Source organism: Pseudomonas laurylsulfatiphila, assembly GCF_002934665.1.
Taxonomy (GTDB): Bacteria; Pseudomonadota; Gammaproteobacteria; order Pseudomonadales; family Pseudomonadaceae; genus Aquipseudomonas; species Aquipseudomonas laurylsulfatiphila.
Window position 1 is genome coordinate 64,151 of the sequence record NZ_NIRS01000004.1, and the last position, 24,820, is coordinate 88,970.

Annotated in this window: 17 protein-coding genes and 2 pseudogenes; 8 read left to right on the top strand and 11 right to left on the bottom strand. The window is 58.5% G+C overall.

The window, feature by feature from the left end:
* Positions 1 to 31 precede the first annotated feature (31 nt).
* Positions 32 to 2,704: a winged helix-turn-helix domain-containing protein gene (locus CD175_RS14970; protein ID WP_104449491.1), complete on the top strand. Its 2,673-nt coding sequence runs from the start codon at positions 32 to 34 to the stop codon at positions 2,702 to 2,704.
* A 35-nt stretch (positions 2,705 to 2,739) separates the two neighbouring features.
* Here the strand turns inward: CD175_RS14970 and CD175_RS14975 are convergent, their stop codons facing one another.
* The 5 genes from CD175_RS14975 to CD175_RS14995 form a co-directional block, all read right to left on the bottom strand.
* The gene (locus CD175_RS14975) at positions 2,740 to 5,193 is read right to left on the bottom strand and encodes an efflux RND transporter permease subunit (protein ID WP_104449492.1); all 2,454 of its coding nucleotides are present in this window, start codon (positions 5,191 to 5,193) and stop codon (positions 2,740 to 2,742) included.
* 36 nt (positions 5,194 to 5,229) lie between these two features.
* Positions 5,230 to 6,306: a WD40/YVTN/BNR-like repeat-containing protein gene (locus CD175_RS14980; protein WP_104449493.1), complete on the bottom strand. Its 1,077-nt coding sequence runs from the start codon at positions 6,304 to 6,306 to the stop codon at positions 5,230 to 5,232.
* A 72-nt stretch (positions 6,307 to 6,378) separates the two neighbouring features.
* Entirely contained in the window at positions 6,379 to 7,743 is a 1,365-nt protein-coding gene (locus CD175_RS14985) for a DUF1329 domain-containing protein (RefSeq protein WP_104449494.1), read from the bottom strand.
* 31 nt (positions 7,744 to 7,774) lie between these two features.
* Complete coding sequence (locus CD175_RS14990; protein ID WP_104449495.1) at positions 7,775 to 9,604, bottom strand: DUF1302 domain-containing protein; 1,830 nt, start codon at positions 9,602 to 9,604, stop codon at positions 7,775 to 7,777.
* A gap of 273 nt (positions 9,605 to 9,877) precedes the next feature.
* Complete coding sequence (locus CD175_RS14995; protein ID WP_104449955.1) at positions 9,878 to 10,915, bottom strand: AraC family transcriptional regulator; 1,038 nt, start codon at positions 10,913 to 10,915, stop codon at positions 9,878 to 9,880.
* Between the two features lie 209 nt (positions 10,916 to 11,124).
* Between CD175_RS14995 and CD175_RS15000 the strand changes: the two genes are divergently transcribed.
* Both CD175_RS15000 and CD175_RS15005 read left to right on the top strand, forming a co-directional pair.
* Positions 11,125 to 11,502 carry a hypothetical protein gene (locus CD175_RS15000; RefSeq protein ID WP_104449496.1) on the top strand — a complete coding sequence of 126 codons (378 nt, stop codon included), beginning with the start codon at positions 11,125 to 11,127 and terminating at the stop codon, positions 11,500 to 11,502.
* A gap of 1 nt (position 11,503) precedes the next feature.
* The gene (locus CD175_RS15005) at positions 11,504 to 12,625 is read left to right on the top strand and encodes a CaiB/BaiF CoA transferase family protein (protein ID WP_104449497.1); all 1,122 of its coding nucleotides are present in this window, start codon (positions 11,504 to 11,506) and stop codon (positions 12,623 to 12,625) included.
* 90 nt (positions 12,626 to 12,715) lie between these two features.
* Here the strand turns inward: CD175_RS15005 and CD175_RS15010 are convergent, their stop codons facing one another.
* Positions 12,716 to 14,500: an arylsulfatase gene (locus CD175_RS15010; protein ID WP_104449498.1), complete on the bottom strand. Its 1,785-nt coding sequence runs from the start codon at positions 14,498 to 14,500 to the stop codon at positions 12,716 to 12,718.
* Positions 14,497 to 15,969, bottom strand: a complete 1,473-nt coding sequence (locus CD175_RS15015) for a coniferyl aldehyde dehydrogenase (RefSeq protein WP_104449499.1) — start codon at positions 15,967 to 15,969, stop codon at positions 14,497 to 14,499. The genes CD175_RS15010 and CD175_RS15015 overlap by 4 nt, the downstream gene beginning before the upstream one ends.
* A 238-nt stretch (positions 15,970 to 16,207) precedes the next feature.
* Here CD175_RS15015 and CD175_RS15020 point away from each other — a divergent pair, with 238 nt between their 5' ends.
* Together CD175_RS15020 and CD175_RS32140 are read left to right on the top strand one after the other, a co-directional pair.
* Positions 16,208 to 16,687, top strand: a complete 480-nt coding sequence (locus CD175_RS15020) for an AraC family transcriptional regulator ligand-binding domain-containing protein (RefSeq protein WP_276309771.1) — start codon at positions 16,208 to 16,210, stop codon at positions 16,685 to 16,687.
* Positions 16,635 to 16,916, top strand: coding sequence for a helix-turn-helix domain-containing protein (locus tag CD175_RS32140; RefSeq protein WP_104449501.1), 282 nt, complete (start codon positions 16,635 to 16,637; stop codon positions 16,914 to 16,916). Before CD175_RS15020 ends, CD175_RS32140 begins: the two co-directional genes overlap by 53 nt.
* A gap of 77 nt (positions 16,917 to 16,993) precedes the next feature.
* On the opposite strand, the gene CD175_RS15030 is transcribed toward CD175_RS32140, so the two are convergent.
* Positions 16,994 to 17,446 (bottom strand): hypothetical protein, encoded by a 453-nt coding sequence (locus tag CD175_RS15030; RefSeq protein WP_104449502.1) that lies wholly within the window; start codon positions 17,444 to 17,446, stop codon positions 16,994 to 16,996.
* Between the two features lie 1,269 nt (positions 17,447 to 18,715).
* A complete protein-coding gene (locus tag CD175_RS15040; RefSeq protein WP_104449503.1) occupies positions 18,716 to 19,504 on the bottom strand; it encodes a DUF2092 domain-containing protein in 789 nt (262 codons plus the stop codon).
* Positions 19,505 to 19,977: 473 nt separating this feature from the next.
* Between CD175_RS15040 and CD175_RS15045 the strand changes: the two genes are divergently transcribed.
* Together CD175_RS15045 and CD175_RS31745 are read left to right on the top strand one after the other, a co-directional pair.
* The gene (locus CD175_RS15045; protein ID WP_104449504.1) at positions 19,978 to 21,591 is read left to right on the top strand and encodes an arylsulfatase; all 1,614 of its coding nucleotides are present in this window, start codon (positions 19,978 to 19,980) and stop codon (positions 21,589 to 21,591) included.
* 68 nt (positions 21,592 to 21,659) lie between these two features.
* A pseudogene (locus CD175_RS31745) lies at positions 21,660 to 21,824 on the top strand (transporter); the annotation flags it as partial.
* Here CD175_RS31745 and CD175_RS15055 read toward each other — a convergent pair.
* Positions 21,809 to 22,081 (bottom strand): annotated as a pseudogene (locus CD175_RS15055) (IS21 family transposase); the annotation flags it as partial. The pseudogenes CD175_RS31745 and CD175_RS15055 overlap by 16 nt on opposite strands.
* 382 nt (positions 22,082 to 22,463) lie before the next feature.
* Here CD175_RS15055 and CD175_RS15060 point away from each other — a divergent pair.
* Positions 22,464 to 22,673 (top strand): hypothetical protein, encoded by a 210-nt coding sequence (locus CD175_RS15060; protein ID WP_104449505.1) that lies wholly within the window; start codon positions 22,464 to 22,466, stop codon positions 22,671 to 22,673.
* Positions 22,674 to 22,860: 187 nt separating this feature from the next.
* Here the strand turns inward: CD175_RS15060 and CD175_RS15065 are convergent, their stop codons facing one another.
* The gene (locus tag CD175_RS15065; protein WP_104449506.1) at positions 22,861 to 24,504 is read right to left on the bottom strand and encodes a fatty acid--CoA ligase; all 1,644 of its coding nucleotides are present in this window, start codon (positions 24,502 to 24,504) and stop codon (positions 22,861 to 22,863) included.
* Positions 24,505 to 24,820: the final 316 nt, after the last annotated feature.

A 24,820-nucleotide genomic window follows, 5' to 3' on the forward strand; every position in this document is an offset into this window, starting at 1 on the left:
CATTTGGCCAGCCAATAAAAACGTAAGCCTCATGAAATCGACTTCCCTGCTTGTCTCCACCAAATTTGCCCCTCCTCGCATATCTGGCCAGGCAGTGCTGCGCGAAGTGTTAATGGCCCGCCTGCACGATGCACGCCGCCACCGACTCGTGCTGATTACCGCCAGCGCGGGTTTCGGCAAAACCACGTTGATGACGCAATGGCGGCTGGAGTTACTCAAGGCTGGCGAGGTGGTGTCGTGGCTGTCGCTGAACGCCGAGGACGATGCACCCGAAACCTTCTGTGCAGGGCTGATTACAGCGCTGCAGAAAATGGGGCTGGCGCTCGAGGACGATTTGCTGCTGCTCGACCCTGGCGACAATGACTGGCTTCAAGCGATCTGTGCGGCACTGATCAACTCGCTCGACCGCAACGGTGCCGAGCAATACCTGATGATCGATGACTTTCATCACATCAACAGCCCGACCATCCTCGCCCTGGTTCAGGCTTTGGTTGACAATGCGCCGGCGAATTTTCATCTGGTACTGGCCTCGCGGCTAGCCTCACCACTGTTGCTCGGCAGGCTGCGGGCGATAGGCGAATTGTGCGAGATCGAGAGCAGTGAGCTGACGTTCGCATTCTGTGAGTCTTACCACTTTCTCAAGAGCCATCTGGATGCTGCTATCGACCTCAATGCTGCCCATGTCATTCATGAACTGACCAACGGCTGGCCGATAGGCCTGCAACTGCTGTCCATCTCCATGAAGGTCAAGCCAGGCAAGCAACCCCGTCAGCAATTGCTCAGCAGTGCAAACCTCGGCGCCTACTTGTCCGAAGATGTTATCGGCGACCTCCCCGACGCGTTGTTCGAGTTCATGCAAAAGCTCTCGATCCTGCGCCGCTTCAATACGGAACTGGCCGCCCACGTCTGCGAAATCGATAACGCAGCAAAGCTGATCGCCACCCTTGAGGCACGCAATCTGTTCCTGTTTGCGGACGACCTGCAAGAACGCTACCAGTGGTACCGCTGGCACCCGATGTTCGCCGAGTTTCTTGGCCAGCGCCTGGCCGAAAGTCAGATCGACGTGAGCCGACTGCACCTGCGTGCGGCAGAGTGGTTTAACCACAAAAAACTGTACCCGGAGGCCATCCGCCACGCGCTGGTGAGCGAAGACTTCAATAGCGTGGTGCAAATCATCCAGAGCGCCGTGCCCACCGCCAGCAGCCTCAGCCATCTGGGTTTGTTTATGCGCTGGATCGACCAGGTACCGGCGGATTTGCTCGAGCGCCACCCACAGTTGGTGTTGATGAGTGCCTGGTTTGCCGCAATTACGGGGCATCTGGAGCGCGCCCGACAGCTCGTCAGTACGCTCAGCCCAGACCAGATGTCGCCTCTGCAGATGCGCTACATCGCATTACTCCACGCAGTTATCGCGGTTTTCCACGAGGACGTCGAAACGGTGCTGGCCCTGGTTCGGACCGTCGGCGACGGACCATTGCGCCACCCGTTCTTCGATTGTTTCCGTGTCGGCATAACAGTAGGTGCGCTAGCCTTTCTGGGACGCAGTAGCGAAGCACGAAGCGAATTCAATGCGCCGGGTGCCCGCTTCGTGCAAACCCACGACTCCGAAATGGCATTGCTCAATCGCGCCGGCATCGTTAATGTCGCCTGGCTTGAAGGCAATATGCTGGAAGCCGAACGTAGCTGTGCGAGTATTCTTGCCACGGCTGAAGCCGGCTACGGCCGTCGCTCGCTCAGCGCGAGTACGATGGCCACTATCATGGGCTCCGTGCTGTATGAGATTGACCGCATCGACGACGCCCGCGAAACTCTCGCCAACCGCCTGAACGTGCTGCACTTTTCCCTGCCCGAATACATGTACTGCGCCACGCTGACCCATGCACGGCTAGAGTGCCTGCAGGATAGCGCGCAGGCCGCCCTGGACTATCTGGTTACGCAGGAGGCGCACTTCCGAAACATGGGACGGGACCATGGCATCGCCCTGATGCTCGCCGAACAGGTCAGGGTCACATTGATGACCGGCGACTGGCGCCATGCTCACTCCCTGCAGACGACCCTTGATGACCTGGCGCGCACCCCTCAGAGCTCTGAGTCGCGCCAATTGATCATCCAGAGTACGGCCGCGCTATCACGTGCCCGCCTGTCTCTTGCCCGGCAGCAAGCTGAACAGGCCTTGGCAGACCTCGAGCCAGCGCATGCCATCGGTCAGCAATTAAACCGCGGCGCACTCCTGGTCAAGGCCGACATACTCAAGGCGTTCGCGCTCGATGAACTTGGCCGTGACGATGAAGCCAGCTGCAGCCTCGGCACTGCGATCGCCTCCGGGTACCGCCTGGGTCTGATGCGCACTTTCCTCGACGAAGGAGAGGCGCTGCACGAACTGCTGCTCAAACTCGAAAAACAGACCAACAAGGAGGTAGAACAGTACCGGCAAAAACTGCTGTCCCACTTGACCAAAGCCATGACAACGACCAACGCCAAGTCCTCTGAGAACAACACTGCTCATACACAAACCCTGACGCTGACCAAACGCGAGCAAGAAATCCTCGCGCTGGTCGAACAGTCGATGTCGAACAAACGCATCGCGTTGGCACTGAACATCAGCGTGCAGACGGTCAAGTGGAACCTCAAGAACATCTTCATCAAGCTCAGCGTATCGAGCCGATACGAGGCTATCATCGCTGCCCGCAAGATCATGTCATAACTTCGATCAAGTTTGAGTGGTCTGACGTAGCGTAGCTATCTGATGGCCGCTTTGGTTGACACGTCGCGCAGCAGAAAATGTGAAAGCGCCGGAATCAACACCAATGCCCCGACCATGTTCCAGACAAACATGAATGTCAGCAAAATCCCCATGTCGGCCTGGAACTTGATCGGTGACCAGGCCCAGGTGATGACGCCCGCCGCCAGCGTTATGCCCACCAGTGCGACCACCTTGCCAGTGAAGGCCACCGAGTTCTTATAAGCCTCGGTCAACGACAGGCCGGCGCGCTGCTGTGCGATCTGCACGCTGAGCAGGTACAACGCGTAGTCCACACCAATGCCCACGCCCAAAGCAATCACTGGCAGCGTGGCCACCTTCACGCCCATGCCCAACCAGACCATCAGGGCCTCGCAGAGAATCGATGTGAGCATCAGCGGCACCACTGCCACCACCACCGCTCGCCAGCTGCGAAAGGTAATGAAGCACAGCATGATCACCGCACCGTACACATAAAGCAGCATGGTCCGGTTGGCCTCGCGTACAACGATATTGGTTGCCGCTTCGATCCCGGCACTGCCGGCGGCGAGCATGAACTGGCGCTCATCATTGCTGTGTTCACGGGCGAAGGTCTCGGCGACTTGCACCACATGGTCCAGTGTCTCTGCCTTGTGGTCCGAGAGATAGGCCACGATGGGCATCATCGAACAATCGTTGTTGAACAGTTCTGGATTGTTTACCGAGGCCTGTTGCGCGCCGTAGTTCAATACATCCTGATTGCGCGCGATGGTCAGCATCTTCGGGTTGCCCTCATAGGAACCCGCCGTGATTTGTCGCACCGCATTGGCCAGCGACACTGTGGTCTGCACGCCCGGTTGCTGCTGCAGCAACCAACCCAGGCGATCGGCTTCCACCAGCGTTTCGTACTTCAGGCACCCTTCGCTGGGGGTCTTGAGCATGACCGCAAATTGATCGCTGGACAGCGAATAGTTTGCAGTGATGTAGGCGTTGTCGCGGTTGTAGCGTGAGTCAGCACGTAGTTCTGGCGCCCCAGGATCGAGGTCGCCGATCTTCAAATGGGTGCTGATCATGAAACCACCTACCGCCAGCAGACAGGCGATGGTGACCGCCACGGTGGCCCAGCTACGCTCGGTGAAGCGGTCGAGCAAGCTCCAGAGGTTGCCCAGGCCTTTGCCATGCAGTTCCTTGTCTTCCTGGCGCAAACTGCGGGCGGCGGCCTTACGACTCACGCCCCAGTAGGACAGCAGCACCGGCAATAGCACCAGGTTGGTAATGATCAATACGGCTACGCCGATACTGGCGGTAACCGCCAGGTCCTGGATCACCGGAATGTCGATCAGCATCAGCACGGCAAAGCCGACGGCATCGGCCAGCAACGCCGTGAGGCCGGCGAGGAACAGGCGGCGAAAGGTGTAGCGCGCAGCGATCAGCTTGTGGGTGCCGCGCCCGACATCCTGCATGATCCCGTTCATCTTCTGCGCACCATGGGACACGCCGATGGCAAACACCAGGAACGGCACGAGGATCGAGAACGGATCGAGCGCGTAGCCCAGCAATGTGACGAGCCCGAGCTGCCAGGCCACGGCGATCACCGAACACAGGATCACCAATGTCGTGCTGCGCACGCAGCGGGTGAAGAAGAAAATTATGGCTGTGGCGATCAGCGCGGCGGCGCCGAAGAACATCATGAACTGCGCCAGGCCATCGATCAGCTCGCCAACCAGCTTGGCAAAGCCAATCACATGGATCTTGATCGGGCCCTTGCCCTCCTCGTCCTGCCCATGTGCATTGGTTTCGCCTGCGAACTCGTACTTGTGGCGCAGCTGTTCTTCGAGCATGGTCGAAAAGGCGTGGTAATCGATGGCTTTGCCTGTGACCGGGTTTTTCTCCAGCAATGGCACGAAGATCATGCTCGACTTGAAGTTGTTACCCACCAGGCTGCCGACGATCCCCGAGCGAGCGATGTTCAACCGCAATTGCTCGACGCCCTTGGGCGAGCCGTCATAGGCGTCCGGCATTACCGGACCACCCTGGAAACCCTCCTCGGTCACTTCGGTCCAGCGCACTGCAGGCGTCCACAACGACTTCATCCAGGCCCGGTCCACGCCCGGGGTGATGAGCAGGGTGTCGTTGACCTGTTTGAGCACCTCGAGGTAGTGCGGATCAAAGATGTCGCCTTCGCTGTTTTCCACCACCACCCGCACCGCGTTGCCCAGCCCACGCAGGGACTGGCGGTTCTCCAGGTAGTTCCGGATGAACGGTTGGCTTTGCGGCAGCATCTTCTCGAAGCTGGCGGTGAGCGTCAGCCGAGTCGCCGCGAAATAGCCCAGCAAGAGGGTCACGGTCAGGCAGGTCAGCACTACCAGCAGGCGGTTGTTGAAGATCAGGCGTTCAAGCAAGTTGCCGGAGCGTGCATCGAAGCCCCTGAGCTCCTTGACCATCGGCATCGTATTGCGTTCGTAGTGACCCATATCGTTTCTTGTCTCTTTTGTTATACGCAAGTGGGTTTACTCGAGGGGCAACTGACGCAGGCCGCGTGCGCCGGCCAGCACCAGCGAACCCACCGCCGATATCTGCGCGGCAGCGACCGGCGCCAGGCCATTTTGTGGTTGCAGTTTGAAGCTGGCCCCGTCGTCGTTGCTGACCAGCACATGGCCGGCCTGGCTGAGCAGGATGATCCGCCCGTCCGCTGTAACTGTGCTCGCGGCAATGCTCAAGGGCAGGCCGAGTTCGACCTTGCTCCAGTTGGCACCCGCATCGACGCTGCGATAGACCGTGCCGCGCAGGCCGAACACCAGCACCGCTCCGGGTTTGCCGGTGATGCCGAAGAAGGTGCCCTTGTAGGGCAAAGGGGTTGCGTCGAAGCGTTGCGTCGCCGGGTCGAGCTTGAGCACCAGGCCTTGTTCGCCAACGATGAACAAATCGTTGCCGACCGGGCGCAATGCATAGAGGTTCAGTGCACTCGGGTTGTCCGTGCGGTCCAGCCAGGGAATCCAGCTTTGGCCACCGTCTTCGGTGCGGAAAATCAGGTTAAAGGCCCCGACGATGTAACCTACCCGATCGTTCTCGAACCACACATCGAGGAATGGTTTGTCTGCACCCTCCTCGCTCATGCGCTGGGCTTCAGCAATCCGCGCTTGCAAGTTGGTGTCCTCGGGCTGCGCGGCAGCCGGTCGCTGGTAGTGCGCGAGCATGCTCGGACCGACCTGGCGGCCATCGAACTGACGACTCCAGGATTGGCCAGCATCGCTGCTGTGCAATACCACGCCATCGTGGCCAACGGCCCAGCCCTGGCGGTGGCTCGGAAAGTACACGGCAACCAGATCGGAGCTGACCGGCACACGGGCTTGCTGCCAATGCTCGCCCGCATCGTCAGAGTAAAAAATGTGGCCACGCTGGCCAACCGCAACCAGGCGCGGACCGGCAGTCGCCAACCCGGTGAAAATCCCCTGCACTGCTTTTTCGGCCTGGATCGCGGGTTGATCGAGGGTATCGGCAAATTCCGCCGCTACGACGGCTCTGGTAAAGGGCAGCACCAATGCCGCGACGAGTGCCGTGAGCACTATCCACCTAAACATAGTCATATGTGTTTCCCGGAAAAAGGCCACCGGGAGGCGTACCGCCCTCCCGATGGCTAACACCGCTTTGGAGTTCGGTCAGCGGATGCCCGCGCCGGCCAGCGACTCCGGCACCCACTGGGCCTTGGAAAGAGGCTCGATGTATTTGAGGCCGCCATAAGGGCCATAGACGCCGTTGATGTTGTAAACGCCGGAGACAAAGTCATAGAGCATGTGGTTGAAGGAGTCCGGCGCCTGCACGTCATAGCTTTGGGTCAGGTGGGCAAAGCCCCCGCGGTAAAGCTGACCACGGGCGTCGTACTCGTCGGAGGCCACGGCGATCCAACTGTCTTCATCGAGGTAAAAGTTGCGCTTGCTATAGATATGGCGCTTACCGGGTTTGAGCGTGGCCTCGACGACCCAGACACGGTGCAGTTCCCAGCGCATCAGATCGGGGTTGACGTGGTGCGGTGTGGTCACGTCGGCTGTTTTCTCGTGGTAGCTCAGCTTGTAGGTGTTGTACGGGACGTACATCTCCTTCTTGCCGACCAGCTTGAAGTCGTAGCGGTCCAACGCGCCATTGAACAGGAAAGCATCGTCGTAGGTAGCCGCCCCCATCGTGCCCGGGTTGGGCGTATCGTAGGCCAGGTCCGGCGCCAACTTGACCCGGCGTTGCCCCGGTAAGTACTGCCAGGCGCGGCGCGGTTGTTTCATCGGGTTGACCGCATCCATGGCCAACACGGCTTCACCCGCGCGGCGGGCGGGACCGGTGTACTGCAGCTTGATCTTGTAGAAAATTTCGTCAGCGGCGACCGTACCGACCGGACGATTCGGCGCGTACAACGGGTATTCCACATTGACGTTGCCAGTGCTACTCAGCGCAGCGACGCCGGAGGAGTCGACGTTCCAGGAGTCATACTTGGTATTGAAACCGACGCCCTGATAACGCAAAAGATGGTTCCACATCGCTTCATTGCCATCGACCGGGATCGGAAATGGCACGCCCGGCAAGGTATTTTCCAGTGCAAGACCGCCCTCGGAGGTCTTTGCGTTTACTGCGTTTTTCGCGGTGTTTTCCAGCACCTGCTGTGACATCGCCACGGTACGGTGGGTTGGGTAGACATCGACGCGATAAGACGGGTAACGCTTGAGCAATTCCTGGGTCGAAGCCGTCAACTTGCCGGCGTACTGGGCGGCATTTTTGCCATCGATTACCAACGTCGGTTTTTCCCCATCGAAGGGGTCTGGACGAAAGGAGCTGCCTTTCTGGAAGCTGACCGGCGCCGTGGTGAGACCGCCGGTGTAGGCCGGGATGGTGCCGTCGGCATTGCCGGCTTTTTCGGCGCCGACTGGCGTCAGGGTGGTACCGAGCTTGGCAGCCTGGTCCGGGGATACGGCCGCATGGGCGGCACTTGCGACGGCCAGCGCAAGAGTGGTGGCCAGTAAGGTTTTGACAAATTTCATGGGTGTCTCCTGTTGCTGGGCAACGGTTCGATCAGATAGTCGTTTTGAAGGTAAAGGTGACCATGCCGCGATCTTTGAGCTGGGACGGAGGGCCGCCAAAGGCGGTAGCTTGCCCTGGGGTGCAGTTGTATTGCCCATTGGCACCCGGTGTTGCGCCGTCGCCTGGGTTACCAGCGCTGCCTGCCGAGTTGCAGGTATCGAACGGACCGAAGTTGTCCACGTACTTCAGGTCGAAGCGGTACTGGTTGCGGACATCCATGCCAATGCCGACCGAATAGCTGCCGGCGTTCTCGTTGCCGCCCAGCTGCACGGCAGAGTTACCGTTGAGGCCGACGTTATAGGTGGCCGGCATCGACATATCGATACCGGGAAAGACCTGGTACCAGGTCGGGTTGAAGTTGACGCCCAGGATGTAGTTGTCCTTGGTGACCTTGTCGACGCCGTGGTAGAAGTCCCCGCCCTTGAACAACTGCTTGTTGTCGGTCACGTCCAGCCAGCGGCTGTAACCGAGTTCAACCAACAGCGACGCGCTGTCCCAGACCGGCGTGTCGGCGAAGGTGGTCAGACCGTTGAGCACTGCGTGCACGGTATTGCCGCGAGCTACGCCGTTATCGCCATTGAAGCTCCTGATGAAGCCTGGCAAGCCGGCGGCCGCAGCTACTGGGCTGACGGTGCCCGCGACGCTGGCCAAAGGCATGTTCTCGCGGTAGTTCAGGTCGAAACCGACGCTGACACCGGCAATGTTCTTGGACAGGCTGATACCGTAGATATCGATGTCGTCGACGTAGAACTGGTTGTAGCTGCCGATGTTGCCGGAGACCAGCTGTGCCGGGCCGATAGCGGTCGGTTGCAGGACCACGTTCGGCAAGATGTCGGAGGTGTTGCGGTAGTAGAAGCCGAGGGTGCCATCCAGCCATTCCGGGCTCCACTTGGCCATCAGGCCGAAGTCGCCATGCTTATCCGGGGTGAAGGTATGGCCATTGGTCAGGCGCAGGTACTGGTTGGCACCGATCGGTCCCGGGCGCCCGAAGAACGGGTTGAGGCCGCCGATCAGCGACAGGTTGTGCCCGCCGTTCTGGATGCCGTCGTTGAAGCCCAGGTAGGTGCCGGACTCGGGCAGGCGCGAGGCGTCCCAATCGAGGAAATACTGTGCACCCAGGGTCAGTTGCGGGTTGACCGTCAAGCTGGTGGACAGCTGGTTGCGCGGGATGAACAGCTCCTTGGCTTCGGTGCCTGGCACTGCCAGCGCCTTGGTGAGGTTCAAGCCCGACTGTCCGTAGCTGTTTCCATGGGCGAAGGCCAGGATGCTTTCGCCCCAGTACTGGGTGTGCTTGCCGAGCTTGGCGCTGAGCATCGACTCTTCACCGATTTCCGTACCGCCGAAGACGAAGGCATCGAGGATCTCGGCCGACGGGCCGTTGTAATAGCGTTCGACGTAACCACTCACGTGGCGGGAGTCCGGTACTCCATTGTTGAGCTGGTTGGTCGCCGCATTGTCGCTGCCGACATTGTCATAGGCATGGTCGTACCAGCTGTTGGCACTGACCCGAAATCCGTATTTCTGCTTGTAGACCCAATCCAGTTCGGAGAGCACATCCAGGCGCTGGGCCACCGCACTGCCCGAAGAGAAGTTGCGGTCGCCATCATTGTTGTTCCAGGCATTGGTCAACTTGGAGTTGGCGCTCTCCACCCTCTGCGCATAGTTGAACTTGAAGGTGTTGTCGAAACGGACCGTCAGGTCCTCGTTACCCGTGTCGAACTCGAAGGCTTGCACAGGTGTCATTCCCAGCCCGGCCAGAATCGCTGATGCCAGGAGCCCTCGACGCAGATGGGGTGGGCAGATCTTATTATTGTTATTCATCAAACGTACTTGCCTCTCGGTGGTTTCACGAATGCGACCTGCAGATGAGGTGGCGCATACCGGATCGGTCGAGAGTGTTGTATCGCGGGCAGGAACCGGGTGCCGGTCAATAGCGCCAAATCACCGGTCAACACAATGCAGCGTTCCCTGTAGCAGCTGCCGCAGGCTGCGTCTGCACGCGTTAGTGGGCGCAGAATCTCAAGAACGCCAGGGAGCCCCTGCGGGATTCCAACGCAGCCTGACGGCAGCGGCTACAGGTGCGCGCCGCTATTTCTAGGCCTGCTGGCGAAAGTCCGTCGGCGAAAGCCCCGTCCAGCGCTTGAACGCCCGAGTGAAGTTGCTGGTATCGCTGAAACCAAGCAAAAAGGTGACCTCGGTCACCGGCCGCGAAGCCTGGCGCAGGTAACTACAGGCCAGCTCCTTGCGTGTGTCGTCGAGCAGTTGTTGGAAGTGGGTGCCGCGTTGCGACAGTTTGAGCTGCAGCTTGGTCGGGCTCATGCATAACGCGCTCGCCACCCGGTCGCGGGTGCAATCGCCATTGGGCAAGAATTCGATGATCTTCTGGGTCACGCCGGTGATCACATCGCTTTTGTCCAGCTTCGCCAGATAACCGATGATGATGTTGTCGTTGACCTGCGCCAGTTCCGGACAATCGCCAGTGAGCAATTGGGTCATGTCCCGCTTGGCGAAGACCACCAGGCCATTGGCTTGGGAAAAAATCACGGGGATACGAAACAACGCTTCATAAGGCATGCCTCCCTCATGAGGCATGGCCCGATGAAGCTCCAGGCGCAAGGGGTTGAATTCAGGCTTGTACAGCAGGCGCATGCTATACAGCAGAAACCCGAAAAAGGCATCTTCAGTCTCGCCACTGATATCAGCCAGGTAGTCTACGCGCAGCAGGACCTTGTCATCCTCCTCCAGGACGCTGACCTTGGCCACTTGCGAGACCAGCCGGAAATAACGCTCCAGACGCCGGCAATAATCCATCAACGTACTGCTGGCAACCAGTGCATAGCCCAGTGCGTGGAGGTGGGAAAGGTGGATGTATTTGGAGACGAGCAGGCCGAAATACGGGTTATTCGTCTCGTCCACACACGCTCGGTACAACCGGGTCATGGTGGTAGTTGGCAGGCGCGCCAACGGATCGCTGGACGTGACCTTCGGGATGCCAAAAGCTCGAAAAATCCGCGAACTGTCGACGCCGCTGGCCTCCAGCGCCCTGGCAATCGCCACGGTGTAGCTGCTGATGGTCGTGGGTTCCAGCGCATCGTCACGCCTTGACGATTCGGCACCGAAGGACGTATCCACTTTCAATCCTGACCTCCCTCTACTAAGTGCGAGTTCAAATACTCCCCCCGTCGATCTGTCCGGTCAATGACTGCGACGGGGGTTACCCGGCCGATCCCCATTGCGGATCGGCCCTCCGTGCTGCAGCGACCTGCGATTTGATTCATTTGACCGGTGCTGCCCGACGCTTGTCCTGACAATGGGAGCGACGCCCACCTCGAAGGTCAACCATGAAACCATCGCGCTTGATTACCTCGCGTAACTTACTTGTTCTTGCCGTCATCACCGAATTCGCGACTGGGCTTGCGCTTTTATTCGACCCAGGGCTGCTCGGTGCCTGGTTACTTGTTATCGACACCAGTGAGCTGACCTACCTGTTTGCACGGTGTTTCGGCCTGGCCCTGCTTGCGCTCGCGTTGGCGTGCTGGCCAGGCCAAGGCAACACCGGCGCGGTCCGGGGCATGCTGTTCTACAACGCTGCCATCGCATTCTATCTGGTCTATCTCGGACTGTTCGTAAGCCACAGTCTGCTGTTGTGGCCGGCGGTGGCATTTCACCTGTTGATGAGCGTTTTGTTGGGCCATTCATATCATTCGAAGGAGCAATAGCATGGGAGTTCTTGACGGCATTCGTATCGTCGAAATCGCCGGGATCGGGCCGGGGCCGTTCTGCGGCATGTTGCTGGCCGACATGGGCGCCGAAGTGATTCTGGTGGAGCGTGCCGCCGGCAAAGGTGCCGACATGCTCAATCTGGGCAAGCACAGCATCGTCAATCGCGGCAAACAATCGATTGCCCTGGACCTCAAAGACCCGGCGGCAATTGAAGCGGTGCTGCGCCTGATCGAGGGCGCCGATGCACTGATCGAAGGCATGCGTCCAGGTGTCATGGAGCGTCTGGGGCTGGGTCCCGAGGTCTGCCTGGCGCGCAATCCGCGCCTGGTCTACGGACGCATGACCGGCTGGGGGCAGCAAGGACCATTGGCCCATGCCGCCGGCCATGACCTGAACTACATCGCCCTGTCCGGAGCCTTATGGTTCAGCGGCGAAGCGGGCGAGCCTCCGATGGCCCCGCCGACCCTGGTGGGCGACCTGGGGGGTGGTGCACTGTATCTAGCGATGGGTATTCTGGCCGGGATTATTAACTGCAGCACCAGTGGCGTGGGCCAGGTGGTGGATGCCGCCATCGTCGATGGCAGCGCCAACCTGATGAACCTGTTGCTGTCTGCACACGCCGCCGGTCAGCAACCCCTGCAACGCGGTCGCGGGTTACTGGACGGCGCCCACTGGGCGCGCACCTATGCCTGTGCCGATGGTCTTTTTGTCAGCGTGCAAGCGCTCGAACCGCAGTTCAACACCTTGCTGTTCAACAAACTAGGCCTGGGCGACGACCAGGATTTCAAGAAGCCCTATGACGCTCGCCTATGGGGCGCGTTGCGCGAGCGACTGGCGGCCGTGTTTGCCAGCCAGCCACGCCAGCACTGGGTGGATTTGCTCGAAGGCAGCGATGCCTGTTTCGCCCCGGTATTGACGCCAGCCGAAGCGCTCACTCACCCGCATATGGCCGCTCGCAATGTGTATTCTCGACGTGATGGCGTGTTGCAGGCGGCCCCGGCGCCGCGCTTCTCAGCCACCCCATCAGGCATTGGCACTGTCCCCACGCGCGGCGAACACAGTGCTCAGGTGTTGCGTGAAGCAGGCTTGAGCGAGGATCAGATTCAACAATTGATATAGAAAGCCGAACCGACAGGCCAACCCGGCCTGTCGGTTATTTTTTCAGCAGCACTGCGAGAAGACTCTCGTCAATCATGTTCAAGCGCCTGATCACGAAGCACGCTCGCTGCGACGGCGACGCCATACCACCAAGGCGCCGGCCAGCAGAAGCAACCCCGCCAGAGCTGGCGGCCATGCTGCCTTGAGTTTGGGAATCAACACATGCTTGAGTGCGTACAGTTGCCCCTGGCGCTTGTAGTCATAACCAACGGGCATCGGTAGAACGTTGTTGGCCCGGGCATATTCGGCGTAATCGACCTGCATGCTGACGAAACGCTCCGGCATCTGCTGCTGCAAATCGAATACTTCGCCGGGGTCGGTCTTGAGGTTGTACAGGTGCCACTGGCCATCCCCTACAGGCTCGATGTTTTTCACCAGCTTGTAATCGCCCTTGAACAGGGCGGCGCTGCCGGACAGTTCATAACCGATCGCCTTCTGCGGTGAATGCACCAACTCGCTCTTGCCTTGCAGCACCGGCACCAGGCTGCTGCCGATCAGCGGTTCAACGGCTTTGCCCCGGTAAAGCCCTTCGTGGGCCTTGACTCCGGCCGCCTCGAGCAGGGTCGGGACGATGTCGGTGACATGGGTAAAGGCCCTGGTTATCTGGTTGGCCTGAATGCCGGGTACGCCGGATATGATCAGCGGTGTACGCAGCCCCCCCTCGCCAGCGAAGAATTTATAACCGCTTAGAGGCGCTGCCGCCGCACTGGCCCAGCTCGGACCGATGCTGGAGAACGCGCCCTTGCCGCCCAGACGGTCGATGTCGCGGGAATAGTTGAACTGCAGCCACAGCTTGATGGCGGTAATATCGTAGGGATCGGTGGGCTCACTGCCATTGTCGGAGAGGAACACGAACAGGGTGTTGTCATATTCGCCCGTCGCCTTCAAGTGGGCGATAAGCCGGCCGACTTCCCGGTCCATGGTTTCGGCCATGCCGGCATACACTTCCATGCGCCGCGCTTCGTAGCGCTTCTGTTCATCTCTCAAGGCGTTCCAATCGCCGGTACTGGCCATTGTGACCATGCCGGACCCCTCGGGAATCAGGCCCAGCTCGATCGCACGGGCATGGCGCGCTTTGCGCAATGCGTCCCAGCCATCTTTATAAATGCCCTGATACTTGTCTACAACCTCCCTGGGGGCCTGGATCGGCACGTGATTGGCTTGAAACCCGAGGTAGGCAAAGAAGGGTTGCTGATCATGGCTGTCCGCCGCAATGTAATCGATGGCCCGATCAACGATAAAGGTTGATGAGTAGTAATCCTGGGGTAGATGCGCCGGTTGGCCGTTCTCGAACCAGGCGGCCTTGTCGTAAAGCGGTGCATAGGGCCGTTCCTGCCAGTTGTCCGAACCGCTGTCAGCCTGAATGAAAGAACGCTCGAAACCACGGTTGTTCGGCAAGGTGCCTGCGGTTTTGCCCAGATGCCATTTGCCGGTGATGTAGGTGTGATAACCACTGTCTTTGAGCAGGCTCGCCACGGTAATAACACGGTCATTGAGCACGCCGTCATAGCCGGGCTTGCCCAAGTGCTCTGCCGGCATTGTTTCCGGCATATTGCCGACGCCATTGCGATGATTGTCGACGCCAGTCAGCAGCATCGAGCGGGTCGGTGAACAGGAGGCCGCGGCATGAAAATCGGCGAAGCGCACGCCTTCCTTCGCCAAGGAGTCGATATTCGGCGTAGCGATTTCACTGCCGAACGAGCCGACATCGCTATAACCCCAATCGTCGGCCACTAACACGATGATGTTCGGCCGCTTTTGCGCCACTGCAGCCAGGCTCGTCGTACTTAAGGTTGCGCAAAGGCTGACGACGAAAAGATGACTCAATCGATTCATGCTCGGCTCCGTTGCTGCTTTTTTGCTGGTGCTTTCAGGAGGGCACCCATCACCCGCCGCAATAGACTCCCGTACGGAGGCCGCAGCAGGCCCATGACGTCGAACCACGCCGGCTTAAACACCGATCGCTGCAGGCTGAAGGCCTTGAAGCCTTCACCTCCTCGATAACGGCCGAAGCCGGAATTGCCGCAGCCGCCAAACGGCAAGTCGCTCTGGAAAATATGCTGCATGACTTCATTGATACAGACCCCACCCGACCAGGTATGTCGCAGTACTTTTCTGGCTTCTACGCGATCGTCACCGAAGTAATACAACGCCAGGGGTCTGGGCCGCGCATTGATATAGGCAATGGCCTCATCGATGGTTCGATAGCTACAGATCGGTAGCAGCGGCCCGAAGAGCTCCTCCTGCATCACCAATGCCTGCTCGGGCGGATCTACCAGCAGGGTCGGGGCAATCTTGCGAACTGCACCGAGGTCTTCGTGGGCGGGATTGACCTCGATACGTCGAACCCCAAGCGCTTCGGCATCCTGCAGATAGCGTTGCAAACGGTCATATTGCCGTTGGGAGGCAATGGCGGTGTAGTCAAGATTGCAGCGCAAGGTCGGGAACATACGTTGCAGCTCGGTTTGCATGCTGGTCAGCAAGTGCTCGCGGTCGTCCTCATGCACCAGCACGTAGTCGGGCGCAATGCACGCCTGCCCGCTGTTGACAACCTTCCCGCCCCAAATTCGCCGTGCGGCGTTGTCCAGGTCGGCACCACGGCCAATGATGGTCGGGGACTTGCCGCCCAGTTCCAGGGTTAGTGGGGTCAGGTTCTCGGCCGCTGCCGCCATCACCAGTTTGCCTACCCGCGGGCTGCCGGTGAAGACGATGTGGTCCAGCGGCAAACCAGAGAACGCTGCGCCGACCTTCGCACCACCGACGAAAGCTGCCACTTCGGTCTCGTCAAAGACCCCTGCCAGCAACTCGATCAGCAAGGCCGCGGTCGCTGGGGTGAACTCCGACAACATGATCATCGCCCGATTGCCTGCCGCCAAGGCTTCTGCCAGTGGCCCGAGGGCGATGGCCACCGGGAAATTCCACGGCACCATGATGCCGATGCTGCCCAGCGGCTGAAAATAAATCTCAGCCTTGGCCCCCAGAAGCCCTGCGCCCATTTCCGGGCTACGCCGCTGGGGCTTCATCCACTTGCGCAGGTGCTTGCGAGCGTATTTGAACCCGGCGACCGACAGCAGCACGTCGCTCATCAGCGATTGATCATGGGAGCGCCAGGAAAAGTCGCTGGCCAAAGCCCTGCACAACCGCTGCTGGTTCTCTAACAGCAACTGAATGACCCGGTCGATGCGGTCGATACGCAATGCGGTCGAAGGCGGCCCTTCTGTCATAGAAGCCACTTGTTGTCGCTTCAGGACATCGCGCATGCGCGCAATGGTCACGTCTTCATCGAGTGGTTGGTTGCTGGTCATCGCGTTCCTTGGGTGCTGACTGTTGGGGGAAATACGCCTTGCGATGGTGCGGATGAACAGCAAATAGCGCCGGTCATCTCAACCCTTTCATCGGTCTGCAGAGCAGACCTCGAATTGACCCTGACGTTTCTGCCAACGCAAAACCCATTGCGCGGATCAACGCTTTGGTGGCAATGACCTGCTGGCTCAACAGTGCATTCCTACTATCTGCGTCATCAACGGCGAACCCCACGGCCCGCTGTGCCGCCAACAACAAAAGAGGGCTGCCATGAGCGAAGATACTTTGCTGAAATCGATGGCCCCAAGGACCCATATTCGTCAGGGCGTCGAACTGGGTTTCGCCGTCGGCCTGCGCCTGATGCGCACCTTGTGCGGCCCGAAGTGGGCGCCGAACGTCTTGCTGATCCAGACTACACCCGCCTCACCCCTCAGCACCTACAAGAAGTTGCCGGGCGTGCTGCCCAGATTCAACGCCGCCGAAAACACCATCGTCTTCGCTGCGGACTGGCTGACACGGCCCGTGTCGGATAGCGATCCCGAGCTGCGTCGACTGATGCAGCAACAGCTGCAAAGCCTGGACAATGTGTACCGCGACGAGATTCCCGATTGGGTCACGCAACTGATACGCGGCCTGCTGGCCCAGGGCGACGCCACTCTCTACATCATTGCCTCGCACCTGGGGTTGGGCGCGCGTACCCTGCAACAGGCTTTGCAATAACGAAGGGACCAGTTTCCAGGCGCTGCTCGACGCGGCGCGCCGCCAACAGACCGAGCATTATCTGCGTGAGTCGGACCGGCAAATGTCCCAAATGGCCGCCCTACTGGGCTATGTCGAGCTCAGTTCATTCTCGCGTGCCTTCAGCCGCTGGTTCGGCTGCAGTCCACGGCAGTGGCTGAGCGCGCAGGGCCCGACCCCGCGCCGCTGGCGTATGCGTGGACGCGGATAACGCAGAGATTCGAATTCTGGTACCTGTTGCAATCCGAAGTTTTCCAGATCATCCGTACCAGCAAATCTATGCAGGTATTAAAAGCGCCATCGGCGGCAACCGAACATCGGGATTACTCGAGTGGTCCGCGCGCGGCGTGCAGCCAATCCAGGCTGTATAGCTCGCTCTTGGCATCCCCTAAGCGGGGTCAGCTGCTGGGGCCACCGTAGACCGTCGCGGGACCGATTTTTTCGGGTATTCGATTTCGTCGCGGTGGCCTTGTTCCTGAGGCGCAACTGAGCGTCCAGGGTATCGGCGCGGACTTGTTGCATTGCCGCCACCAGCTGCGCCTGGCTCAACTCGTCCTGCTTGACCTCCAGACGACGCTGTAGCTGCTCAAGCTGTAGCATCATTGCTTTCAGCTGGCGTGCACCCGCCTTGGTCTCTTCCCGGACGCGATCCACCTCGCGATGCGCGCGGTCTTTGACGGCGCGCTGGTAGATGTCGGCTGCTTCACGCTCCTGCTGCGTTTTCACCGTCAACGCTTGCATCTGTGTCTGCAGCGCTTGCTGTTGCGCCTGCGCGCGTTCGACCGCTAGCCCTCACGTTGACGCTGGACATCCTCCAGTTGCGCCGTCGCTATCGCACTGGCCAACAAAACGGCACGCATGGCTTGAGCGATGCTGCGCGACGGCACTGATTACCAACTGGGTCGGGCAGCGGTCTGACCCATTCATCCCGGGATGAAGATTGGGAGCTGACGCGCGAATCTCTATCATGGCCCTGCACTAAAACGATGCCGCAGTAAAAGGCCGAATATACGTGTGCAGTCGGCACGGGCGCCAAAGCAAAGGAGGCTTGCAACAAGGAGGAGTCTATATACGGACATTCTCCGGTCTACTCCGCCCTTCAAATACGGTCAAGCTCTTCAGGCGTTGCTATAAATAGCAAGGTCCTGGCTACGGCATGGGCACCACGGTGTAATAAACACCGTTGGCGCCATAGGCGGGTCGCACCCAAGAGTTGCCGCATTGGTAATACGTGCCATGCGAGACGGCTCTCAAACCACATCCTGAAGGAAGGGTGACAAATGTCGCTCCCATAGGCATTGTCGGTGGGGCGTAAGCCACCATGCCCGCGTTATAGCCTGCTCCGTAAGCGTTATTGTTGGCACTCTGGTTTGCCGCAGTCGCGACAGCGGCCCCCACCACCACACCTGCTGTAGCCGCGGCTGCCGGATTAACCCCGTCGTTATAACCACAGTTGTAGCAACCACTACTGGCAATGACAGTGGTGGGCGGATGATAGTAGGCAGTCCCGTACGGGACCGGATGATAAACATTTGCACCATAGACAGGCGGACGGTAAATGGTCGTGCCATAACCATCCGCGTGATAGCCGCTGGCTGTAGCGCCATATTCCCCCTCGGCATGCCAGGCACCTTCTCCACCCGAAGCCGTTCCACCTTCCGCGCCAGTACCGTGCCAGGATCCCTCGCCACCAGAGGCTGTCCCGCCACTCTCGGTCTGACCGCTCCAGCTGCCTTCGCCACCGGACGCCGAGCCACCGCGATAGCCTGATCCGCTCCAGCTACCCTCACCACCCGAAGCCGAACCGCCGCGATTACTTTCGCCACTCCAACTGCCATCGCCGCCCGAAGCCGAGCCAAATTCACCAGAATGACTCCATGCGCCCCCCCTCCGGAAGTGCGCCCAAAGCCGGAAGCGTGCGACCAAGCCGCCGCCTCGTTACAGGTGAGTACCGCGACAAACAGGCCAGCGAATTTCAAGGTAGATCTGTTCATGCTTCAGTCTCCTTGTTCAGGGTTTTGCCCCTTGCGGAGCACGAAGATCGGGCGGCGGGGCAAACTGAATGCGGTGTGCCGTTTTGATATGGTCGGGCTTGAAGAAATCCGCAGACATCGCCGATTCAAGTTTCCAGTCACTGAAATCGACCTGATGCCGGGATCGAGTCGGATCATCGAGATATACGGCGCGCAAACGGCGTGGCAGCTTGTCCTGCGCACCGATCCACGCCTGGACGAACACGCTGTCGCTGGTGTAAGCGATCACATCAGTGGTGGTATCACCGACCACCGTGCTTTGGCCGATGTAAAACGCCACACGCATATCCCGAGACAAATCCTGGTAGGGGTTGGTGACGATTACGTCAGTAAACGGAAAGTAGATCGCCGCCCGCCGGTACGCGGCCTCAAGGGTCGCATCAATGGTAGGTGGCGCATCGGCCTGCGCTAGCAGGTTATTTTTGCGCTCAAAGGCATAAGCTTTCTTACCGTCGTAGTAAAACTCGGTGGCCGAACCATCGCCCGACGTCAACACGCGAAGGTGATCTGGCCGTTGCACGTTGACCAGGTCCACCGTGCCATAGGCCAGGGGAGGTCCTAGCCGACTGGGCTTTTCGTAGGTTGTGACGGCCTTGAAACTCATGCCCTGCGTGGACGCTAACCTGGCGCTCATGGCCTTGAGGATTTCCATCGCCTTGGGCTCTAACTGCGCCGGTGGACCATCTGCGGCATACAACGGGGTGGTGAATACGCCCAGGACTAAACCGAGAGAGAACAACCGCACATGCTGTTGGAAGGCTCGCATCGTTTTGTCTCCGCGGAGTCAGGTCGAGTCTTAGAGCTTAGCTATGGATCAGAGACGTGACTATTTTCGACGCCCTACTGTCGTGGATGTTTCGTGCAAGCTCATCGGAAAACAACAGCGTAAACACCGCACGAAATCTCCAGCCACGTGCACTGTCCTCGGGATCGTCAGCCCATTAACGACGCCCAACCTGAACAATTAGCGGCAGGACTGCCAAATTGAGCTGCTGAGTCAACGTGACGCTGCCGGGTAAACGCCTCTGTGGTTTCAGCATCAGCAAAGTGTAATTTCATAATCACTGCCAACAAATAGAAAAATAAAACTCAAGTTTTGAATAAATGCAGCATCTTTTCAGATGATTATTTCTGGATAGTTCACAGTTTGTACCTACGCTCTTCGTGGGGATCCAATTTTCAAGAGCGGCCGGGGGGGCTTCTCTCTAGTGAGTTAACACATGTAGATAGGATCTCGACATGAACCGGACAACCTTATCCACGATGTTCGCGGTACCTCTGTTGTTATCTGCAATGGCGTTACCCGCCCTGACCCTGGCCGCCGACAAGGCCCCCAACATCCTGGTGATCATGGGCGATGATATCGGCTGGTCGAATATCGGCGTCTACAACCAGGGCATGATGGCTGGCAGAACCCCCAACCTCGACCAACTGGCGAATGAAGGCATGCGTTTCACCGACTATTACGCCGAAGCCAGTTGCACCGCCGGACGCGCCAATTTCATCACCGGCGAACTGCCGATTCGCACGGGCATGACCACCGTCGGCCAGGCCGGCTCGCCCGTAGGCATTCCCGCCGAAGCCGTCACCATCGCGACCGCACTCAAGGCCATGGGTTATGCCACCGGCCAGTTTGGCAAGAACCACTTGGGCGACCTCAACCAGTTCCTGCCCACCGTCCACGGTTTCGACGAATTCTTCGGCTACCTCTATCACCTCGATGCCATGGAAGACCCGGCACACCCCAATTATCCGAAGGAGCTGCTGGACAGCGTCGGCCCACGCAACATGGTCCACAGCTGGGCCTCCTCCACCGATGACACGACCGTGATGCCGCGCTGGGGCAAGGTGGGCAAGCAGAAAATCGAAGACGCCGGCACGCTCTATCCGGAGCGAATGAAAACCGTCGACGAGGAGATTCGCGACAAGGCCTTCTCGTTCATCGACAAGGCCAAGCAGGACAACAAACCGTTCTTCGTCTGGCTCAACCCGACCCGCATGCACATCGTCACGCACCTATCCGACAAGTACCAGGCCATGCGCAACTCGCAGAATGGCTGGTCGGAACAGGAAGCCGGCATGGCGCAGCTCGATGACATCGTCGGCGATGTCCTGGCGAAGCTGAAGAAAGACGGCATGGACGACAACACCATCGTCATTTTCACCACCGACAATGGAGCGGAAAACTTCACCTGGCCCGATGGCGGCACCACCCCGTTCGCCATGGGCAAGGGCACGGTCATGGAAGGTGGCTTTCGCGTGCCGGCAATCATTCGCTGGCCGGGCAAGGTGCCGGCCAACCAGGTCGCCAACGGCATCATGTCCGGCATGGACTGGTTCCCGACTCTGGTCGCGGCGGCGGGCAACCCGAACATCACCGCCGAACTGCTCAAAGGCAAACAATTGGGTGACACCACCTACAAAGTTCATCTGGACGGCTATGATCAAACTCCAATGATCACCGGAAAAGGTCCGTCGAACCGGCATGAAGTCTTCTACTTTGGAGAAAGCGCCTTGGGTGCAGTGCGCATAGACGACTACAAATATCGCTTCATTGACCAACCGGGGGGCTGGTTGGGGGCTAAAGTTGCTGTGGACGTGCCGATCCTGACCAATCTTCGACTCGACCCGTTCGAGCGCATGGGCTGGCCGGAAAATCAGGCCGCGCAGGGTTCGCAACAGTACTTCGACTGGTTCAAGTTCCAATTCTGGCGTTTCGTATTCGTCCAGCAACAGGTGGCCAAACTGGCAGAAACAGCGATCGAGTTCCCGCCGATGCAAAAAGGCGCGAGTTTCAACCTCGACTCGGTTAAAGCCAAGATCGCCGCGGCTCGGGCAGAGATGGCCAAGTAACAGCCGAATCCACGGGTGGCTGGTGCAGTCCACCCGTATTCGAAATGGACAATTGCTGAGGGATTTCAATGCCGACAAAAACCGCTACCCTGCCCGCCTCTGCGCTACTTGCCCTGTGCTGCCAGCAAGCCTGGGCCGGCGGCATCATGCTCTATGAAATCGGCACCGATAACGCCGGCCTGGCCAACGCCGGCGCCGCCGCCCGTGCCCAAGGCCCCTCGACTATCGCCAGCACAGGATCGAGGCCAGCAATGGGAACCGCAGCCTGTACCTGTGTCATGATTCGATCACCGTTGGTGTGACGTCTCAGACCGCGCTTGAGAAGCCGCAGCGGTTTTGGCAAATCAGCAAACGGCGCGCCATTGCTCAATGCCCCTGATTTGCGCTCGATCAGTGGGATGTAGTGTTGCCAGCCATAACTGACCAGATCTCGATCAAAGAGACGCTCATGGCTGGCAATCGTCGTTTCATCGGCAATGGCAACCACCCGAGGCTCATCTACGCGGAGTCACGATTCCACCCAGAGCCAGTGGTTTTGTGGGGGTAAAAACGCTTAAAAACAAAAAAGGGTCGCGAGATAAAATCTCGCAACCCTTTGAATTATATGGTCGGGACGGAGTGATTCGAACACTCGACCCCTAGCACCCCATACTGGGGACTAAATCGACCTAACTTATTGTTTTAAAATGAATATAGCCTCCAATTGCAGCTGCAAAAAATCCGTTTTTTTGTTATTTCGCAAACGATAATCCGCGGCTTCCAGCGGAGGTTTTGCGCACAACCATTCCTTCGCTTTACCGACTGCGGCCCCTCTCCCTACCCATACCAATCATCACCGACTGCTACGCTGAAATCTCCACGGAGGAATCGCGATGCCAAACTCAGACCTACTCCCTTCCCTGCTCTTCAAAATTAACGAAAACCAGCTCGCCCTAGAAGCCGCCATCCAGGAGCTTTCGAACTGGGTCGAGCAGCGCGGCTCGGCCGACGTTGCCGACAACGTCCGCGGCGCGTTGGAAGCCATCGACAAGAATGAAGAGTTCATAAAGATGACGCTCGCGGTGATGATGGCGCCGGAGTGACGTCAATCGGCTTAGCGGTCATTGCTGGGCGCACAATTACATTCCCGGACAATTCAATGCATTTATAAGGTGCGCCCATATAAAGCTCTGCCAAATTGTCCAAATCTCCGCCAGAGACTGCGCACGCAGCCCACCTCACGGAAGGGCGATACATGCGCATTTGAGATGGTCTGCATCCCTAGGGAATTCAGCTGGACTCACATTCTCGGATTAGTTTCTTGTTGATCTTTCCAACGCTGGTTTTTGGAATATCTGCAACAAACTTGAACTGTCTGGGAATTGCCCATTTGTTGATACGGCCGGACGCTACATACTGCTGTAAATGGGCTTCGAGCTGCGCCTGATCGAGGTGTCTGCCAGGTACGCAGACCACCAAAGCCATGGGCCGCTCGCCCCATTGCTCATCGGCGATGCCGACTACAGCAACAGCACTGACTGACGTGTGCTCGCTGATCAGGCTTTCCAGCTCAAGAGAACTGATCCACTCCCCTCCCGTTTTGATCACATCCTTGATTCGATCCTTGATTTCCACCACTCCTCGGGGATCGATCGAGGCCATATCACCGGTGTGCAGCCATCCATTTCGCCACAGCTCTGCACCCATTTCCTGATCTTTAAAATAACCTTGGGTCAACCATGGCGTGCGCACCACAATTTCGCCCAGCGATTCACCATCATGAGGAACGGCCTTGCCACCCGCATCGATAATTTTCAGATCGACCATCGGTATTGGCGTTCCCGTCTTGATGCGACTGGCAAGCTGGGTTTGCGCCGGCTGCTCAAGATCCTGGGCATGCAGGTAAGTGGTACAGAGTAATGGGCAGGTTTCAGACATCCCATATGCGCTGTGCACGTGAATGCCACGGCTGGTCGCCTGCTGTGCGACTCCCATGGTCATGGAGCTACCACCCAGCAGCATTTTCCAGCCAGTGAAGTCGGTCTGGGCCGCCTCCTCGCATCCAAGGATCATTTGCAAAATCGTAGGTACACAGTGAGAAAACGTGACCTTTTCTTCACGGAAAAGTCTTGCCAGGCGATTGGGTTCGTAGCGACCGGGGTAAACCTGTTTGACCCCCATCAGAGTGGCAACATAAGGCACGCCCCAGGCATGTACATGGAACATGGGGGTAATGGGCATGTAGACGTCATCGGAACGCAGTAGCGGTTGGCCTTGAAAGGCACTCAAAGTGCCGACGGCATTCAAGGTGTGCAGCACCAATTGGCGATGCGAGAAATACACCCCTTTGGGATTGCCGGTGGTGCCTGTCGTGTAAAAAAGCGTCGCCACCGAGTTTTCATCAAAATCAGGAAAATCGTAATGTTCATTGGCCGTGGCCAGCAAACGCTCATACTCTCCCAGCACCGGCAAGTCGGTAGTGGTTGCATCGTCGTCAGTCAGTTGAATGTAACCTTTGACAGTCGACAACCCCTCGTGAATCTGCTCGATCAGAGGCAGAAAATCGTCATGGACCAGCACCAGATCGTCTTCGGCGTGATTCATGGTGTAGCGCACCTGGTCTGCGGAAAGGCGAATGTTCACAGTGTGTAAAACCGCGCCGATCATCGGTACAGCAAAAAAACACTCCAGGTAACGATGACTGTCCCAGTCGAGCAGCGCTACGGTATCGCCTGCCTTGACGCCCGCCGCCGTTAAGGCGTTGGCCAAACGGTGTATCCGCTCATTAAGCGTCCGATAGCTGTAACGCAATTTGTCGGCATAGACAATCTCTTGCTCTGGCTCGTACCGGGCTCCTGACAGCAGCAAGCGCTTGATCAATAATGGGTAGGCATAAGCGTCTGGCGCGGGCTTGATTATTTTTGTTTTCAGCATGGTGTTACTTCTCACTCCTGTCTTTCAGGCATTGGCCCAGCTTCCTCCCGCCGATAAACAGCCAGTATGGAAGCTGCATACACTTCGAACCGTGGTGAGGCACGGTAGGTTTTGCCTGATCGATACGCTGTACATTTCGTGTCAGGGGCTAGCCTTTTGATGACAGAAATCAACGAGTTCTTCGTCCCGAATCGAGACAGGACAGGTTTGTAAAATCACTTGGATGGAATACTGCCAAGATGGTTTTCATTTCGTACCCAACCCTCTATAAAGGGTTCGATGCTGCATACTCGCTTGCCATTCACGACAACAACTA